Annotated in this window: 18 protein-coding genes, 1 tRNA gene and 1 riboswitch; of the genes, 16 read left to right on the plus strand and 3 right to left on the minus strand. The window is 67.7% G+C overall.

The features are described 5' to 3' along the window. Positions 1–28: 28 nt before the first annotated feature. The 3 genes from BZL41_RS27180 (at position 29) to BZL41_RS27190 (ending at position 1,218) form a co-directional block, all read left to right on the plus strand. Entirely contained in the window at positions 29–691 is a 663-nt protein-coding gene (locus BZL41_RS27180; protein WP_095602148.1) for a class I SAM-dependent methyltransferase, read from the plus strand. 6 nt (positions 692–697) lie between these two features. Continuing rightward, complete coding sequence (locus BZL41_RS27185) at positions 698–1,018, plus strand: hypothetical protein (RefSeq protein WP_095602149.1); 321 nt, start codon at positions 698–700, stop codon at positions 1,016–1,018. A gap of 124 nt (positions 1,019–1,142) precedes the next feature. Next, positions 1,143–1,218: transfer RNA gene (locus tag BZL41_RS27190), tRNA-Ala, on the plus strand. A gap of 43 nt (positions 1,219–1,261) precedes the next feature. On the opposite strand, the gene BZL41_RS27195 is transcribed toward BZL41_RS27190, so the two are convergent. Genes BZL41_RS27195 through BZL41_RS27205 form a run of 3 tightly spaced genes read right to left on the minus strand, consistent with a single transcriptional unit; the run spans position 1,262 to position 2,981 of the window. Further along, entirely contained in the window at positions 1,262–1,879 is a 618-nt protein-coding gene (locus BZL41_RS27195) for a nitroreductase family protein (RefSeq protein ID WP_095602150.1), read from the minus strand. Positions 1,880–1,906: 27 nt separating this feature from the next. Then, positions 1,907–2,323 (minus strand): EamA family transporter, encoded by a 417-nt coding sequence (locus BZL41_RS29585; protein ID WP_095602151.1) that lies wholly within the window; start codon positions 2,321–2,323, stop codon positions 1,907–1,909. 16 nt (positions 2,324–2,339) lie between these two features. Beyond that, the gene (locus tag BZL41_RS27205; protein WP_095602152.1) at positions 2,340–2,981 is read right to left on the minus strand and encodes a response regulator transcription factor; all 642 of its coding nucleotides are present in this window, start codon (positions 2,979–2,981) and stop codon (positions 2,340–2,342) included. Positions 2,982–3,223: 242 nt separating this feature from the next. Here BZL41_RS27205 and BZL41_RS27210 point away from each other — a divergent pair, with 242 nt between their 5' ends. From BZL41_RS27210 to BZL41_RS27270, 13 genes are all read left to right on the plus strand, one after another. Next, entirely contained in the window at positions 3,224–3,490 is a 267-nt protein-coding gene (locus BZL41_RS27210; RefSeq protein ID WP_095602153.1) for a hypothetical protein, read from the plus strand. 112 nt (positions 3,491–3,602) lie between these two features. Further along, positions 3,603–3,817: riboswitch (cobalamin riboswitch) on the plus strand. A 112-nt stretch (positions 3,818–3,929) separates the two neighbouring features. Continuing rightward, positions 3,930–5,786, plus strand: a complete 1,857-nt coding sequence (gene btuB, locus BZL41_RS27215) for a TonB-dependent vitamin B12 receptor (protein ID WP_371916574.1) — start codon at positions 3,930–3,932, stop codon at positions 5,784–5,786. Positions 5,787–5,815: 29 nt separating this feature from the next. Beyond that, positions 5,816–6,403 (plus strand): hypothetical protein, encoded by a 588-nt coding sequence (locus BZL41_RS27220; protein ID WP_095602155.1) that lies wholly within the window; start codon positions 5,816–5,818, stop codon positions 6,401–6,403. Beyond that, positions 6,387–6,998, plus strand: a complete 612-nt coding sequence (cobO, locus tag BZL41_RS27225) for a cob(I)yrinic acid a,c-diamide adenosyltransferase (protein WP_095602156.1) — start codon at positions 6,387–6,389, stop codon at positions 6,996–6,998. Before BZL41_RS27220 ends, cobO begins: the two co-directional genes overlap by 17 nt. Next, positions 6,995–8,290, plus strand: a complete 1,296-nt coding sequence (locus tag BZL41_RS27230; RefSeq protein ID WP_095602157.1) for a cobyrinate a,c-diamide synthase — start codon at positions 6,995–6,997, stop codon at positions 8,288–8,290. The genes cobO and BZL41_RS27230 overlap by 4 nt, the downstream gene beginning before the upstream one ends. After that, positions 8,287–8,937 carry a 5,6-dimethylbenzimidazole synthase gene (bluB, locus tag BZL41_RS27235; RefSeq protein WP_095602158.1) on the plus strand — a complete coding sequence of 217 codons (651 nt, stop codon included), beginning with the start codon at positions 8,287–8,289 and terminating at the stop codon, positions 8,935–8,937. The genes BZL41_RS27230 and bluB overlap by 4 nt, the downstream gene beginning before the upstream one ends. Then, positions 8,934–9,950, plus strand: a complete 1,017-nt coding sequence (gene cbiB, locus BZL41_RS27240; protein ID WP_095602159.1) for an adenosylcobinamide-phosphate synthase CbiB — start codon at positions 8,934–8,936, stop codon at positions 9,948–9,950. The genes bluB and cbiB overlap by 4 nt, the downstream gene beginning before the upstream one ends. After that, positions 9,943–10,938 carry a threonine-phosphate decarboxylase CobD gene (gene cobD, locus BZL41_RS27245; protein ID WP_095602160.1) on the plus strand — a complete coding sequence of 332 codons (996 nt, stop codon included), beginning with the start codon at positions 9,943–9,945 and terminating at the stop codon, positions 10,936–10,938. Before cbiB ends, cobD begins: the two co-directional genes overlap by 8 nt. Next, a complete protein-coding gene (locus BZL41_RS27250; protein WP_095602161.1) occupies positions 10,935–12,416 on the plus strand; it encodes a cobyric acid synthase in 1,482 nt (493 codons plus the stop codon). Before cobD ends, BZL41_RS27250 begins: the two co-directional genes overlap by 4 nt. Then, positions 12,413–12,934 carry a bifunctional adenosylcobinamide kinase/adenosylcobinamide-phosphate guanylyltransferase gene (gene cobU / locus BZL41_RS27255; RefSeq protein ID WP_095602162.1) on the plus strand — a complete coding sequence of 174 codons (522 nt, stop codon included), beginning with the start codon at positions 12,413–12,415 and terminating at the stop codon, positions 12,932–12,934. The genes BZL41_RS27250 and cobU overlap by 4 nt, the downstream gene beginning before the upstream one ends. Further along, the gene (gene cobT, locus BZL41_RS27260) at positions 12,931–13,986 is read left to right on the plus strand and encodes a nicotinate-nucleotide--dimethylbenzimidazole phosphoribosyltransferase (RefSeq protein WP_095602163.1); all 1,056 of its coding nucleotides are present in this window, start codon (positions 12,931–12,933) and stop codon (positions 13,984–13,986) included. Before cobU ends, cobT begins: the two co-directional genes overlap by 4 nt. Next, entirely contained in the window at positions 13,983–14,543 is a 561-nt protein-coding gene (gene cobC, locus BZL41_RS27265) for an alpha-ribazole phosphatase family protein (RefSeq protein WP_095602164.1), read from the plus strand. Before cobT ends, cobC begins: the two co-directional genes overlap by 4 nt. Continuing rightward, on the plus strand, positions 14,540–15,268 hold the full coding sequence (locus tag BZL41_RS27270; protein WP_095602226.1) for an adenosylcobinamide-GDP ribazoletransferase: 729 nt from the start codon (positions 14,540–14,542) through the stop codon (positions 15,266–15,268). The genes cobC and BZL41_RS27270 overlap by 4 nt, the downstream gene beginning before the upstream one ends. Position 15,269: the final 1 nt, after the last annotated feature.

The following is a 15,269-nucleotide window of genomic DNA, read 5'->3' on the forward strand; positions in this document are numbered from 1 at the left end:
TGGAAGCCCTGACGGGTTGGAGATGCCCATGACCAACCGTACCCTGAACCTGGACGACGCCCTATACCGCTACCTGCTGGACGTCTCGCTGCGCGAGAGCGAGGTACAGCGCCGCCTGCGCGAAGAAACCGCCGGGTTGCCCACTGCCGGCTGGCAGATTGCCCCGGAGCAGGGCCAGTTCATGGGCCTGCTGGTCCAGCTGACTGGCGCACGGCGTCTGCTGGAAATCGGTACCTACACCGGCTACAGCGCACTCTGCATGGCCGTGGCCCTGCCGGAGGATGGCGAACTGATCTGTTGCGATGTTTCCGCGGAGTACACCGTGATCGGGCATCGCTACTGGCGGGAGGCCGGCGTGGAGGGGCGCATCCAGGTCAGGCTGGCACCTGCACTGGAGACACTGGAGGCCTTGCTTCGCGATGGTCAGGGCGGCCACTTCGACCTGGTCTTCGTGGATGCGGACAAAACCAATTATCCGGCCTATTTCGAGCAGGCCCTTGCACTGCTGCGGCCCGGCGGCCTGGTCCTGTTCGACAATACGTTATGGAGCGGACGCGTCCTCGAAACCCATCCGGAAAGCGCCGACACGCGGGCGATCCAGGCACTGAACCGGGCCTTGAGGGATGACGCGCGGATCGACCTGTCCCTGCTGCCCATCGGCGATGGCCTGACACTCTGCCGCAAACGCTGATCCGTCATGCCCGAACCGATTCGCCTGCCGCCTCAGCCCGACACCTGCGAACTCTGCGGTCGCCCGGCGCCCCTGACCCGGCACCACCTGATTCCCAAGGCCCTGCACGACAAGCCTTATGTGCAGAAGCGCTACGCGAAGAGCGAGCGCATCACTGCTACCCTCTGGGTCTGCCGTCCTTGCCATAACCAGATCCACAAGCTGTTCAGCGAGAAGGAGCTGGCGCTGACCTACAACAGCCGCGACGCCCTGCTCGCCGACTCGCGCCTCCGTCAGTTCGTCGACTGGCTGTCGACCAAGCCGTCCGGCTTCGTCCCCAGGCACTGAACGATGGCGAGCCTGCTCAAAGGCTCCATCCGCCGCCACCGAGCCCTGGCTCGGCAAGGCGGCACGAGCATTGCCGGGCCCTATTGCGAGGCGCATTTCGTCAGGCTACAGTCAGCGCCACATCGGGCCGATAGCTCAGCTGGGAGAGCGCCGCGTTCGCAATGCGGAGGTCGGGAGTTCGATCCTCCTTCGGTCCACCATCTCGAAAAGGCTTGGCCATCGGCCAGGCCTTTTTCTTTCCTCTCAGGCGAATTCGAGCACGTCCCGCAACGGCAGGCGCGGCTTCTGCGGCCAGTTGCCCGGCGCCGGGTAGCCCACGGTCACCAGGAGCACCGGGATCTCCGTTTCCGCCAACTGGAATTCCCGTGCCACCCCCGCGGGATCGAAGCCGCTCATCGAGCCGCTGGACAGTCCCATGCCTTCGGCGGCGAGCATCAGCGTCATCGCTGCGAGGGAGGCCGAGCGGATTGCCTCGTCGCGTTGCAGGGTGGGGTTGTCGCTGTGCGAGCGCGCGGCCATCGCCACCCAGCCGTCGAACACCGAGCGATCGAGGATGCCGGCCTCGAGCGACGGACGAAGCACCTCGGGCAGACGTTCGTGGGCGGCGAGGGTGCCGCAGATGATGAAGGTGACCGGGGCGTCCACGACTTTCTGCTGACCGAAGGCGACCGTTTTCAGGCGCTGTTTGGCCTCCGTCGAACGCACGGCGATGAATTTCCAGTTCTGAAAATTGAAGGCCGAAGGCGCTCGGGTGGCCAGGCGAACCAGCTCCTCGATCAACGCTTCCGGTACGTCGCGGCGGGTGTCGTAATAGTTGGCAGAGATACGCGATTCGATGAGTGTGCGGATGGGGTTGTCCATGGTGTCGTTCCGTCGGAGGGAGGGGATTCAGGCTGGGCGGCGGGTGGCCAGGGTTATTTCGGTGGGGCAAGGCGTCGACGACTCGCGGCCGGTTTGCCATTGCACGGCCAGGACGCTGCCGAGCACCATCAGCAGCCCCGCCAGCGACAGGCCGCCCATGGCCTGGCCCAGCAAGGCCCAGCCGAGGATCACCGCGGTCAGCGGGCTCAACAGGCCGAGCGAGGAGACGGCCACCGGTGTCAGCCGGGAGATGCCGCGGAACCACAGCACATAGGCGAGCAGCGCACCGACCAGCGACAGGTAGGCATAGCCCAGCCACTGGACCGGCGTCAGGGCCGGCAGGGGCGGGTCGGCGACAAGGACATCCCGGTGCTGGCCAAGCCGGTCCGGCCGGCGGAGCTGCGCTCGGTGCTGAGCGCGCTGCGTCTGGGCGCGCGGGCCCAGGCGGTGGCCTGATCGGTCAGAAACCTGACTTCACCGCCTTGGCCGCCAAGGCCGAACGCGTGCCGACGTTGAGCGCGCGCAGCAGCGACGACACATGGATGCGCACGGTGAACGGCGAAATCTCCAGCTTGCGGGCGATCTCTTTGTTCGACAGGCCCTCGGCGACCAGGCGCAACACGTCGCGCTGGCGCGGGGTCAGAGGTTCCAGTGGCGCAGGGGGCTCGTGCCGTGCCGGAACCAGGCCGCTGGGCGAGAACTTCACCACGAACTCGCCGTTGCGAATGGCGGCGAGGGCGGCGCCGATCTCGTCGGGGGAAACGGACTTGCCGATGAAGCCATCGGCGCCGGCGGCCATGATGTCCTGGATCAGCGCGGCGTCATCCACCATCGATACGATGACGATGGAGCTGCTGCGGAATTCCTGGCGCAGCTCGCCGATACTGCGCGTCGAATCGAGGCCGGGGAAGAGCAGGTCGAGGACAAAGGTATCTGGCGGTTCCTCGCCTGCACGGGCATGGGTGAGTACTTCTTCCATGCAGCCGGCTTCCTGTACCTGGGCGCTGGGGAATCGCTTCAGGACGATGCGTTTCAAGCCATCGCGGAACACCGGGTGGTCGTCGGCAACGATGATTCGATCTTTTACCGTTCGCTCGGGCATGCATTGTGGTCTTGTCGGGGATTAGCCCCAGCCTAGCCAAAAAGAAACATTGTGCCGAGACGCAGTGCGCCGTCCCGCAACTCATCCGCTCCCATCATGATGGGCCGTTCATCCGCATCCCCCCGCAGTAGTACATCTGTCGTATTGGTCCCGGCCGGCGATCGGCGAAGCATACGAACCGTAGCAGTTTCATCCATCGAGCCGATGAAGCGGTTCGGCGTGTACTGAAAGGGATATTTCACATGAAACCATTCGTCATGGCGATCGCGCTGCCTGCCCTGTTGCTCGGCGTGGGCGGATGCGGAACGCTGCAGCCTTCCTCCTCCTACCTGCCGCAAGGGCAGGCCGCACCTGCTGACGGGGCGCCGCAGTTCTCGGCGGCACAGTCAAACCAGGTCAACGGCATTCTCAACGATCTGATACGGACAGCCACGGATACCATGGCCACCGAACTGAACAGAAGTATGCAGGACAAGATCCAGGAGGCCGGCAGCAACCTGCGCAACTGAGCAGTATCTCCACCGGACTCCAGCCGTGCCCGGTGGTCGTTGCGGTCTGTGTCGCCCGAGACAGGCCGCGTTTTCGCTGGGCGCCGTTGACGCCCGTTCCTTCTCTCTCTAACCTCCGCACCTTGCTTCAGGTGCCCCTTGGCCATGTGCCGAAGGGGTGAAACAGGGAAGCCGGTTCATTCGCACGAAGAATCCGGCGCTGCCCCCGCAACGGTAGGCGAGTCAACGACCGCAACGCAGCCACTGTGCCACAGGCATGGGAAGGCGCGGTCGGGAACAGAGTTCCGCTCGCGAGCCCGGAGACCGGCCTGTCGCATCCATTGGCATCGCGGAGGGCTTTGCCGGGCTCGCGGGGCATGTCGCCGCCGCGGTCTCCGCTCGTTCTCCACTGCCTTATCCAGCCCATGTCGCGCGGGTGGCACGACGGAGAACGATCTTGATTCGCAAGCCTTTGCTGAGGCCGGCGGCGTATGCGCTGCTGGGCCTGTCTTCCTTTCCCCTGGCCCAGGCGGCCGACCCCCTGAGCCTCGATGAGCAGGTGGTGACCGCCACCCGCACAGCGCGGACCGCCGAGCAGAGCCTGGCCGCGGTCACCGTGATCGACCGTGCCGAGATTGAGCGCAGCCAGGCGCAATCGGTGCCGGAGCTGCTGAAGAAGGTGCCGGGCGTTTCCCTGACCAGCAATGGCGGGCCGGGTAAGACCACCTCGCTGTTCATGCGTGGCACCAACTCCAACCATGTGCTGGTGCTGATCGACGGTATCAAGGTCGGTTCGGTGAGCTCCGGGGGCGCGGCGTTCCAGGACCTGCCGGTGGAACTGATCGAGCGCATCGAGGTGGTGCGCGGGCCGCGTTCCAGCCTCTACGGTTCCGAGGCCATCGGCGGGGTGGTCCAGATCTTCACCCGCCGGGGCATGGGGCAGGGCGCCAAGCCGTTCTTCTCCGCCGGCTACGGCACCCACGACAGCTACAACGGCAGCGCCGGCGTGTCCGGTGGCGATGGGCACGGTTGGTACAGCCTCGGCATCAGCGGCCAGGACACCGACGGGATCAATGCCAAGACCGCCGACGCCAGCGGCTATGAGAACGATGCCGATGGCTACCGCAATCTGTCGGGCTCGCTGAGCGCCGGCTACCGCTTCGACAACGGCCTGGAGCTGGACGGCAACTTGCTGCAGGCCAAGTCCCACAACGACTACGACCAGGTGAACCGCCGCCGCACCGCCGGCTTCGGCGCCAACGCCGACGGGGTGCAGAAGGTTATCGGCGGGCGTGCGCGCTTCGCTCCGCTGGAGCCCTGGCTGGTAACGCTGCAAGTGGGGCGCAGCGAAGACAAGTCCGACAGCTTCCTGGACGGCGCTTTCGAGTCGCGCTTCGACAGCCGCCGCGACAGCGCCAGTTGGCAGAACGACCTCAGCCTTGCCGAAGGCCATACCCTTAGCCTTGGCTTCGACCATCAGCGCGACGAAGTCAATGGCACCACCGATTACGTCGAGGATTCCCGCGACAATACCGGCGCTTTCGTCCAGTACCTGGGCGAATACGGCCGGCACGACTGGCAACTATCGCTGCGCCGCGACGACAACGAACAGTTCGGCGACCACGACACCGGCAACGCCGCCTGGGGCTACGCGCTCAGCGACGCGCTGCGGCTGACCGCCAGCTACGGCACGGCCTTCAAGGCACCGACCTTCAACCAGCTTTACTTCCCTGGCTTCGGCAACCCAAACCTGGACGCGGAAACCTCGCGCAGCCTGGAGGCCGGCCTCTCTGGCAAGCATGGCTGGGGGCACTGGTCGGTGAATGCCTATCGCACGTCCATCGACAACCTGATCGCCAACGTGCGGGCGAACGGCAACCTGCGCGCCGAGGGCGTCGATAAGGCACGTATCCGCGGCCTCGAACTGGCGCTCGGCAGCACGCTGCTCGGTTGGGACTGGTCCGCCAACTACACCTTGATGGATGCGGAAAACCGCTCCACACGGGGCGATCTCTACGGCAAGGACCTCAACCGGCGACCCTCGCAACTGTTCAATCTCGATGTGGACCGGGCCTTTGGCGACTTCAGCGTCGGTGCCAGCCTGCACGCCCAGGATTCCAGCTACGACGACCTGGACAACCAGACCGAACTGGCCGGCTTCGCCACCCTCGACCTGCGCGGCGAATACCGCATCGACAAAGCCTGGCGCCTGCAGACGCGGCTGACCAACCTGTTCGACGCCGACTACCGGACCATCGAAGGCTTCAACCAGCCGGGCCAGGCGGTGTACGTCACCGTGCGCTACCAGGCCCTCTAGGGAACCGTTTCCAGGAAAGGAGAACCGCCATGCCCACACTGTCACCCCGTGTCCAACTGGTCGTCGGTATCGCCCTGGCGCTGCTGATGGCCATGACCCGAGGCCAACACTTCGCCACCGTCAACCTGCCCAGCGCGTCCTGGGCGGTGTTTTTTCTCGCTGGTGTCTTCCTGCGGCCGCGCTGGGTGTTCCCGGCGCTGTTCATCGAGGCGTCGCTGCTGGATTTCGCCGCGATCCAGTGGGCCGGGGTGAGCGACTGGTGCGTGTCGCCGGCCTACTGGCTGCTGCTGCCGGCCTACGGCTCGCTGTGGTTCGGCGGGCGCTTGTACGCTGGCTGGCATCGTAACGAATGGGTCAGCCTGGCCACGTTGATCTTGACCCTGGTGGTCAGTGCCTTCGTCTGCTACCTGTTTTCCGGCGGCGGCTTCTATTACTTCTCCGGGCGCTACCCGGAGCCGATCTTCGCCGAATTCGTGCAGCGCATCGGCATGTACTACCCGCGCTACTTCGCCAGCCTGGCGCTGTACGTCGGCATCGCGGCGGTGCTCTATGCGGGCGCCTGCGCACTGTTCGGACACCCACGACCCCTGGAGAACCCCGATGAGCGAATCGGCTGACCGCGACGCGCGGCACAAGGCGCGGATGGCACGCAAGAAAGCCATCGTCGACGAGAAGATCGCCCAGGCGACCGACGAATACGGCCTGCTGCTGGTGCATACCGGCAATGGCAAGGGCAAGAGCAGCTCGGCCTTCGGCATGGTGGCCCGCGCCTTGGGGCACGGCATGAAGGTCGGGGTGGTGCAGTTCATCAAGGGTGCCGCCACCTCGGGCGAGGAGCTGTTCTTCCGCCGTTTTCCCGAGGAGGTGCGCTACCACGTGATGGGCGAGGGCTATACCTGGGAAACCCAGGATCGGCAGCGCGATATCGAGAAAGCCCGCCAGGCCTGGGTGGTGGCGACGGAGCTGCTGAGCGACCCGGACATTGGCCTGGTGGTGCTGGACGAGCTGAACATTGCCCTCAAGCACGGCTATCTGGAGCTGGACCAAGTGCTGGCCGACATCGCCGCACGTCCGTTGTACCAGCACGTGGTGGCCACCGGCCGGGGCGCGCCGCCGGGATTGGTCGAGGCTGCGGACACCGTCACCGAGATGTCCCTGGTCAAGCACGCCTTCAAGGCCGGGGTGAAGGCGCAGAAGGGCGTGGAGTTTTGAACGGCGTCCGCCCATGCCCCGCGTTGCTGGTCGCCGCACCGGCGTCCGGCCAGGGCAAGACTACCGTCACCGCCGCGCTCGCCCGCCTGCATAGCCGTCAGGGGCGACGGGTGCGGGTGTTCAAGTGCGGGCCGGATTTCCTCGACCCGATGATTCTCGCCCGCGCCAGCGGCCAGCCGGTCTACCAATTGGACCTGTGGATGGTGGGCGAGGCGGAGAGCCGGCGCCTGCTCTGGGAGGCTGCCGGAGAGGCTGACCTGATTCTCATCGAAGGCGTAATGGGGCTGTTCGACGGCGCGCCGTCCGCCGCCGACCTGGCGCGGCGTTTCGGCGTGCCGGTGATGGCCGTGATCGACGGCTCGGCCATGGCGCAGACCTTCGGCGCCCTGGCCCATGGGCTGGCCAGCTACCAACCGGACCTGCCGTTCGCCGGCGTGCTCGGCAACCGCACCGGTAGTGCGCGGCACGGCGAGATCCTGCGCGATTGCCTGCCGGACGGTATCCGCTGGTTCGGTGCCTTGCCACGCAGCGCCGGCATCGAGCTGCCCAGTCGTCACCTGGGGCTGGTGCAGGCGGAGGAACTGGCCGACCTGGATGCGCGCCTGGACCAGGCCGCCGATGCCCTGGGCGCCAGCGCGTCGGTGGATCTGCCGCCAGCCGTGTGCTTCGCCTCTCCAGAACCCGCGGACATCCCGCCGCTGTTGGACGGGGTGCGTATCGGCGTGGCGCGGGATGCCGCGTTCGCCTTTCTCTACCAGGGCAATCTCGATCTGCTGCTGCGGCTCGGCGCCGAGCTGGCGTTCTTCTCGCCGCTGCGCGATCAGGCCCTGCCGGATGTGGACAGCCTCTACCTGCCCGGCGGCTATCCGGAGCTGCATCTGCAGGCACTGGCCGGGAACCGGCCGATGGCCGAGGCGATCCGCGCCCATCATGCCGCCGACAAGCCGATCCTTGCCGAATGCGGCGGCATGCTCTACCTGCTCGATGGCCTCGTCGATGTGGAGGGCCAGCGGGCGTCCATGCTCGGGTTGCTGCCGGGCGAAGCGCGCATGCAGCCACGCCTGACGGCCCTGGCGTTGCAGGAAGTCGAGCTGCCGGAAGGCCGCTTGCGTGGGCATACCTTCCATCATTCGGCATTGCAGACGGCGCTGGAGCCGCTGGCGTGCGGGCAGTGCCCGAACTATCGGCGTACCGCCGAAGCCGTCTACCGCCGAGGCCGGCTGACCGCTTCCTACATTCACTTCTATCTGCCGTCCGCGCCCGCCGCGGCGGCGGCCTTATTCCGGCCATGAGCGAGCACGCCTTCACGCCCGATGAACGCGCGGCCGTCTACCGCGCCATCGCCGAGCGTCGCGATATGCGCCATTTCAGTGGCGGCGAAGTGGCGCCGGAGCTGCTGGCCCGGCTGCTGGAAGCGGCGCATTGCGCGCCCAGCGTCGGCCTGATGCAGCCTTGGCGCTTCATCCGCATTACCGACGGCGCGCTGCGCGAGGCCATCCAAGGGTTGGTGGAGGAGGAGCGGGTTCGTACCGCCGAAGCTTTGGGCGAACGCTCCGATGAATTCATGCGGTTGAAGGTGGAGGGCGTTCGCGATTGCGCCGAGCTGCTGGTCGCCGCCTTGATGGAGGGACGCGAAGAGCATGTGTTCGGCCGGCGCACCTTGCCGGAAATGGACCTGGCGTCCCTGGCCTGCGCCATTCAGAATCTCTGGCTCGCTGCCCGCGCCGAAGGGCTGGGGTTGGGCTGGGTGTCGCTGTTCGATCCCGATGCCCTGGCCCGGCTGCTGGGCATGCCGGTGGGCAGCAAACCGGTGGCGGTGCTCTGCCTGGGGCCGGTCGACGCCTTCTATCCGGCGCCGATGCTGGCGCTGGAAGGTTGGGCGCAGCCGCGGCCACTGGCCGATCTGCTCTACGAAAATCATTGGGAACGAAACGCATGAGCCTGGTTTTTCTCACCTGTGCCGGGGTGGCGCTGGACGCCTGGTTGGGCGAGCCGCAGCGGCGCCATCCGCTGGCGGCTTTCGGGCGCCTGGCCAACCGGATCGAGGCCCGTTTCAATGGCCCGGCACCCGCCGCGGAGGCTGCCGGGCATCCGCACGATCGAGCCGCCGCCCTTTGGGAGCGCGCTCGGGTTTCATTGCTGCCGCCCGTTCAGGCGCGGGAGGGCGAGGCGGGCCGGGGCTGGCGCAGCCATGGCGTCACCGCCTGGTGCCTGGCGGTGCTGCCGCCGACGCTGTTGGTCTGGCTGCTGAGTCTGTCGCCGCACTTCGGCTGGTTCGTGGAAGTGCTCGCCCTGTACTTCGCCCTCGGCTTGCGCAGCCTGTACGACCACGCCATGCCGGTGGCCCAGGCCCTGCGTCTCGGCGATCTGGCAGAGGCGCGGCGGCGGGTCGGCTACATGGTCAGCCGGGATACGTCGCAACTGGACGAAACCGGCGTGGCCCGCGCGGCGACCGAATCGGTGCTGGAGAACGGCAGCGATGCAGTGTTCGCCGCGCTGTTCTGGTTCGTCCTGCTTGGCGCGCCGGGCGTGGTGCTCTATCGCCTGAGCAATACCCTGGATGCCATGTGGGGCTATCGCAACGCCCGTTTCGAACGCTTCGGCTGGGCGGCGGCGCGCATAGACGATCTGCTCAACTACCTGCCGGCGCGACTGGTGGCGCTGACCTACGCGCTGCAAGGCCGCACACGCCGGGCCTTGGCATGCTGGTGGCGGCAGGCGCCCGACTGGGATAGTCCCAATGCCGGTCCGGTGATGGCGGCCGGTGCCGGCGCCCTGGGCGTTCTCCTGGGCGGGCCGGCGATCTACCACGGCGAGCGTCACGAGCGACCGCCGCTGGGTGAGGGGCGTGCGCCCTTGGCACGGGATATCGAACGGGCGCTGAACCGGGTCTGGGGCGGCGTCGCGCTCTGGTTGGCGCTGCTGGTGCTCTGGGGTGTCTGGCATGCTTGAGCACGGTGGACAACTGCGCGCGGCAGCGCATCGCTACGGGATTCCCGAGGCGGGCTGGCTCGATCTTTCCACCGGCATTTCGCCTTGGTCCTGGGCGCTGGCGGAGCTGCCGGCGAGCACTTGGACCCGTCTGCCGGAGGCCGGCGATGGCCTGGAGGCGGCGGCTTGCGCGTATTACGGCTGTGGCCAGTTGCTGCCGGTGCCGGGTTCGCAGGCAGCGATCCAACTGTTGCCCCGCCTGTGGCCGCGTCCGGCCCGTGTCGCAGTGCTGTCGCCCTGTTATGCCGAACACGCCCATGGCTGGCGCGCGGCTGGCCACGATGTGCTGGAGCTGGACGACGACGCGGTGGAGCCGCTGCTCGACAGCCTGGACGTGCTGGTGGCGGTCAACCCGAACAACCCGACCGGCCGGCTGTTGGCGCCGCAACGCCTGCTCGACTGGCATGCCCGCCTGGCCGCGCGCGGCGGCTGGTTGTTGGTGGACGAAGCCTTCATGGATGCCACCCCGGCGTTGAGCCTGGCGGCCTTCAGCGACCGTCCCGGGCTCATCGTGCTGCGCTCGTTCGGCAAGTTCTTTGGCCTGGCCGGCGTGCGCCTGGGATTCGTGCTGGCGGAAACGTCCTTGTTACTGAAGCTCGCCGAGCGGCTCGGCCCCTGGGCAGTGAGCGGGCCGGCGCGGGCGCTCGGGCGCCTGTGCCTGGAGGAGAGCGAGCACCATGCACAGCAGCGCCAGCGCCAATTGCAGGCGAGCCACCGCCTGGCACAACTGCTGACCGAACGGGGCCTGCCGCCGCGTGGCGGCAGTGCGCTGTTCCAATGGGTGGCAAGCGAGCGGGCCGAGCGGCTGTACGACGGGCTGGCCCGGCAGGGGGTGCTGGTCCGGCTGTTCCGCGAGCCGGCGAGCCTGCGTTTCGGCCTGCCGGCGGACGAGCCGGCGTGGGAGCGGCTAGACCAGGCGCTGGCAGCCTTGCGCAAGGACTTCCCATGACCACCCTGATGGTGCAGGGCACCACCTCCGACGCTGGCAAGAGCACCCTGGTGACCGCGCTTTGCCGCTGGCTGCGCCGCCAGGGCGTGACGGTGGCGCCGTTCAAGCCGCAGAACATGGCGCTGAACAGCGCGGTGACCGCCAACGGCGGCGAGATCGGCCGGGCCCAGGCGGTCCAGGCCCAGGCCGCCGGGCTGGCGCCGCATACCGACATGAACCCGGTGCTGCTCAAGCCCAACACCGACATCGGCGCCCAGGTGATCATCCATGGCCGCGCTGTCGCCAGCATGGATGCTGTGGCCTACCACGACTACAAGCGCATCGCCCGCGAGGCTGTATTGGCTTCCCATACCCGGCTCAGCGCGGCGCACCGGGTGGTGATGGTGGAGGGCGCCGGTTCGCCGGCGGAAATCAACCTGCGCGCCAACGACATCGCCAACATGGGCTTCGCCGAGGCGGTGGACTGCCCGGTGATCCTCATCGCCGACATCGACCGGGGCGGCGTCTTCGCCCATCTGGTCGGAACCCTGGCGTTGCTCTCGGAAAGCGAACGGGCGCGGGTCCGGGGCTTTGTGATCAACCGCTTCCGGGGCGATCTCGCTTTGCTGCAACCGGGTCTCGACTGGCTGGAAGCCCATACCGGCAAGCCGGTGCTGGGCGTGCTGCCGTATCTGACGGATTTCCACCTGGAAGCCGAGGACGCTATCGATACCCGCCAGTCGGCCAAGAGCGGCGAAACGCTGCGGGTGGTGGTACCGGTGATGCCGCGCATCAGCAACCACACCGACTTCGATCCGCTGCGCCTGCACCCGCAGGTCGACCTGCGCTTCGTCGGGCCCGGCCAGCCGATTCCCGCGGCCGACCTGATTGTCCTGCCGGGCTCGAAGAGCGTGCGCGCCGACCTGGCCTTCCTGCGTGCCAATGGCTGGGACGCGGCGATCCAGCGGCACCTGCGCTATGGCGGCCGGTTGCTGGGCATCTGCGGCGGCCTGCAGATGCTCGGGCGGCGTATCGACGATCCGCTCGGGCTGGAAGGCGAGGCGGGGAGCAGCGCGGGTCTGGGCCTGCTGGATTTCGTCACGCGGTTGGAGGCGGAAAAGCAGTTGCGCAACGTCCAGGGCCGCCTGTGTTTGGAGGATGCGCTAGTGAGCGGCTACGAGATCCACGCCGGTGTCAGCCAGGGGTCGGCCTTGGAGCACGCTGCCGTCCGCCTGGACGATGGCCGCCCTGACGGCGTGTTCAGCGAGGATGGAGCGGTGCTCGGCACTTACCTGCATGGCTTGTTCGAGCAGCCGGCGGCTTGCGGTGCACTGCTACGCTGGGCCGGCCTTGAGGCTCCGCAGACCATCGACTACCACGCGTTGCGCGAACGCGACATCGAGCGGCTGGCCGATCTGGTGGAGCGGCATCTGGATACGGCCCGCCTGCGCAGCCTCTGTGGCCTTGGCGAGCCCTTTTCCCTGAAGGCGAATCCATGATCGAACTGATTCTCGGCGGTGCCCGTTCCGGCAAAAGCCGCCTGGCCGAACGCCTGGCGATGGAAAGCGAGCTGGAGGTCTGCTATATCGCCACCAGCCAACCGCTTGATGGCGAAATGGCATTGCGTATCGCACGGCACCGTCAACGCCGTCCGGAACACTGGCATCTGGTCGAGGAGCCTTTGGCGCTGGCGCGCGTGCTGGGCGAGCAAGCCGCTCCCGGTCGTTGCCTGCTGGTGGATTGCCTGACCCTCTGGCTGACCAACCTGCTGATGCTGGACGACCCGGTGCGTCTCGACGCCGAGCGCGACGCGCTGCTGGAGTGCCTGCCGCAACTGCCAGGGCGGGTCCTGCTGGTGAGCAACGAGACGGGGTTGGGCGTGGTGCCGCTCGGCGAGTTGAGCCGGCGTTACGTGGATGAGGCCGGCTGGCTGCATCAGTCGCTGGCCGAGCGCTGCGAGCGGGTGGTCTTTTGTGTGGCGGGGTTGCCGATGGTCTTGAAAGGAGCACAACTATGAACCTGTCGTGGTGGGAAGCGGCTTGCCGTCCCCTGGATCTGGAGGCGCAGCGCGAAGCCCTGGCACGCCAGGATCAATTGACCAAACCGCGTGGCTCGCTGGGCCGCCTGGAGTCGTTGGCCACCACCCTGGCGGGCTTGCAGGGCACCGCGCGGCCTGCCGTCGACACACTGTGGATCGCCGTGTTCGCCGGCGACCACGGCGTGGTCGAGGAGGGCGTTTCGGCCTACCCGCAGGCGGTCACCGGGCAGATGCTGCGCAACTTCGTCGAAGGCGGTGCGGCGGTCAGCGTGCTGGCGCGGCAGCTCGACGCGGCGCTGGAAGTGATCGACCTGGGCACCGCCGTTCCCCTGGAGCCGTTGCCCAATGTGCGCCACCTCAACCTGGGGCCCGGCACGCAGAATTTCGTCCACGACCAGGCCATGACCTACGCCCAGTGCCTGATCGCCCTCGAGGCCGGTCGCGACAGCGTGCGCCGTGCCTGCGAGGCGGGAGCGCAGTTGTACATCGGTGGTGAGATGGGCATCGGCAACAGCACGGCCGCCAGCGCCCTGGCCTGTGCCCTGCTGGACCTGCCGGCGCGGGCGCTGGTCGGGCCCGGCACTGGCCTCGATGCCTCCGGTGTGCGGCACAAGGCGGCAGTGGTGGACTGCGCCCTGGTGCTGCATGGCGAGCATTTAGCCGATCCGCTGCAATGCCTGCTGCGCCTGGGTGGCTTCGAAATCGCGGCATTGACCGGCGCCTACCTGGCCTGTGCCCAGCAGGGCCTGCCGGTGCTGGTGGACGGCTTCATCTGCAGCGCCGCCGCCCTGGTCGCCACCTGCCTCAATCCGGGTTGTCGCGACTGGCTGCTGTTCTCCCATCGAGGGGCCGAGCCGGGGCATGCCCTGATCCTCGAGGCCTTGCAGGCCGAACCGCTGTTCGAACTCGGGCTGCGCCTGGGCGAGGGGAGCGGGGCGGCGCTGGCGGTGCCGCTGTTGCAGATGGCCTGCCGCCTGCACAACGAAATGGCCACCTTCGCTGAAGCGGCGGTGGCGGATCGTCCGGCATGAATGTGCAACTGGACTTGCTGCGCCATGGCGAGACCGAGCAGGGCGGTGGTTTCCGTGGCAGCCTGGACGATGCGCTGACGCCGGTCGGCTGGGCGCAGATGTGCGCCGCCATCGTCGGGGCTGGCCCCTGGGATCGGTTGGTCAGCTCGCCGCTGTCGCGTTGTGCCGACTTCGCCAGGGAGTTGGCTGGAGGGTCTGGCGTGCCGTTGCACTTGGAAACGGATTTGCGTGAGTTGCATTTCGGCGCTTGGGAAGGGTGCAGCGCCGCCGAGTTGATGGAGACCGATGCCGAGGCGCTCGGTCGTTTCTGGGCCGATCCCTATGCCTTCACGCCACCCGACGGAGAAGCGCTGCAGGCTTTCGAGGTTCGCGTATTGACGGCAATGCAGCGGCTGACCCGGCAATTCGCCGGCGAGCGCATATTGGTGATCACCCATGGCGGCGTGATGCGCCTGCTGCTGGCCCGCGCCCGTGGGCTGGAGCGGCGGGCGCTGCTGTCGGTGGAGGTGGCGCACGGCTCGCTTCACCGCCTCGAATGGCCGGGCGAGGCGGCATGACGGACTTCCTGATCGCCTTGCAGTTCCTCACCCGCCTGCCGGTGCGTCTGGCAGGCATGCCGGCGGCGGAGCAACTGGGCCGTTCGCTGCTCTGGTACCCGGTCGTCGGGGTGCTGCTCGGCGGCGCCTTGCTGCTGCTCGACCGGCTGCTGGATGGTGCGCCGCCCTTGCTGCATGCGGGGCTGTTGCTGGCGTTCTGGGCGTTCGCCAGCGGCGCGCTGCATCTCGACGGGTTGGCCGATACGGCGGACGCCTGGGTGGGCGGGCTCGGCGACCGCGAGCGCACCCTGGCGATCATGAAGGACCCGCGCAGTGGACCCATCGCCGTGGTGGTTCTGGTGATCGTATTGCTGCTCAAGTTCGCCGCCCTGGCCGCGCTGAGCGACGGCGGGCAATGGGCCGCGCTTCTGCTGGCGCCTGTGCTCGGGCGTACCGCCTTGCTGGCGTTGTTCCTCTCGACCCCTTACGTGCGCCCGGGCGGTCTTGGCCAGGCCCTGGCCGATCACCTGCCACGGCAGCGGGGCTGGAGTGTGCTCGGCGTGGCGGCCGGGGGTTGCCTGCTTCTCGGCTGGAGCGGGCTGTTGGCCTTGCTAGCCGCCGTTGCCGTGTTCGGCCTGGCCCGCCAGGGGCTCATGGCGCGTGTGGGCGGGACCACCGGCGACACCGCCGGCGCTCTGCTGGAGCTGGTGGAGTGTGGGGTGCTGGTGGTCGTCGCCCTTAGCTAAC

The sequence above is a fragment of the Pseudomonas sp. PIC25 genome, from assembly GCF_002286785.1.
Classification (GTDB): domain Bacteria; phylum Pseudomonadota; class Gammaproteobacteria; order Pseudomonadales; family Pseudomonadaceae; genus Pseudomonas_M.

Coding starts and splice junctions, on each gene's coding strand:
- bluB (WP_095602158.1), top strand. CDS start 8,287: ATGAGCGAGCACGCCTTCACGCCCGATGAACGCGCGGCCGTCTACCGC.
- BZL41_RS27195 (WP_095602150.1), bottom strand. CDS start 1,879: ATGGACAACCCCATCCGCACACTCATCGAATCGCGTATCTCTGCCAAC.
- cobC (WP_095602164.1), top strand. CDS start 13,983: ATGAATGTGCAACTGGACTTGCTGCGCCATGGCGAGACCGAGCAGGGC.
- cbiB (WP_095602159.1), top strand. CDS start 8,934: ATGAGCCTGGTTTTTCTCACCTGTGCCGGGGTGGCGCTGGACGCCTGG.
- BZL41_RS27220 (WP_095602155.1), top strand. CDS start 5,816: ATGCCCACACTGTCACCCCGTGTCCAACTGGTCGTCGGTATCGCCCTG.
- BZL41_RS27205 (WP_095602152.1), bottom strand. CDS start 2,981: ATGCCCGAGCGAACGGTAAAAGATCGAATCATCGTTGCCGACGACCAC.
- BZL41_RS27185 (WP_095602149.1), top strand. CDS start 698: ATGCCCGAACCGATTCGCCTGCCGCCTCAGCCCGACACCTGCGAACTC.
- BZL41_RS27270 (WP_095602226.1), top strand. CDS start 14,540: ATGACGGACTTCCTGATCGCCTTGCAGTTCCTCACCCGCCTGCCGGTG.
- cobU (WP_095602162.1), top strand. CDS start 12,413: ATGATCGAACTGATTCTCGGCGGTGCCCGTTCCGGCAAAAGCCGCCTG.
- cobD (WP_095602160.1), top strand. CDS start 9,943: ATGCTTGAGCACGGTGGACAACTGCGCGCGGCAGCGCATCGCTACGGG.
- BZL41_RS27210 (WP_095602153.1), top strand. CDS start 3,224: ATGAAACCATTCGTCATGGCGATCGCGCTGCCTGCCCTGTTGCTCGGC.
- cobT (WP_095602163.1), top strand. CDS start 12,931: ATGAACCTGTCGTGGTGGGAAGCGGCTTGCCGTCCCCTGGATCTGGAG.
- BZL41_RS27180 (WP_095602148.1), top strand. CDS start 29: ATGACCAACCGTACCCTGAACCTGGACGACGCCCTATACCGCTACCTG.
- cobO (WP_095602156.1), top strand. CDS start 6,387: ATGAGCGAATCGGCTGACCGCGACGCGCGGCACAAGGCGCGGATGGCA.
- BZL41_RS27250 (WP_095602161.1), top strand. CDS start 10,935: ATGACCACCCTGATGGTGCAGGGCACCACCTCCGACGCTGGCAAGAGC.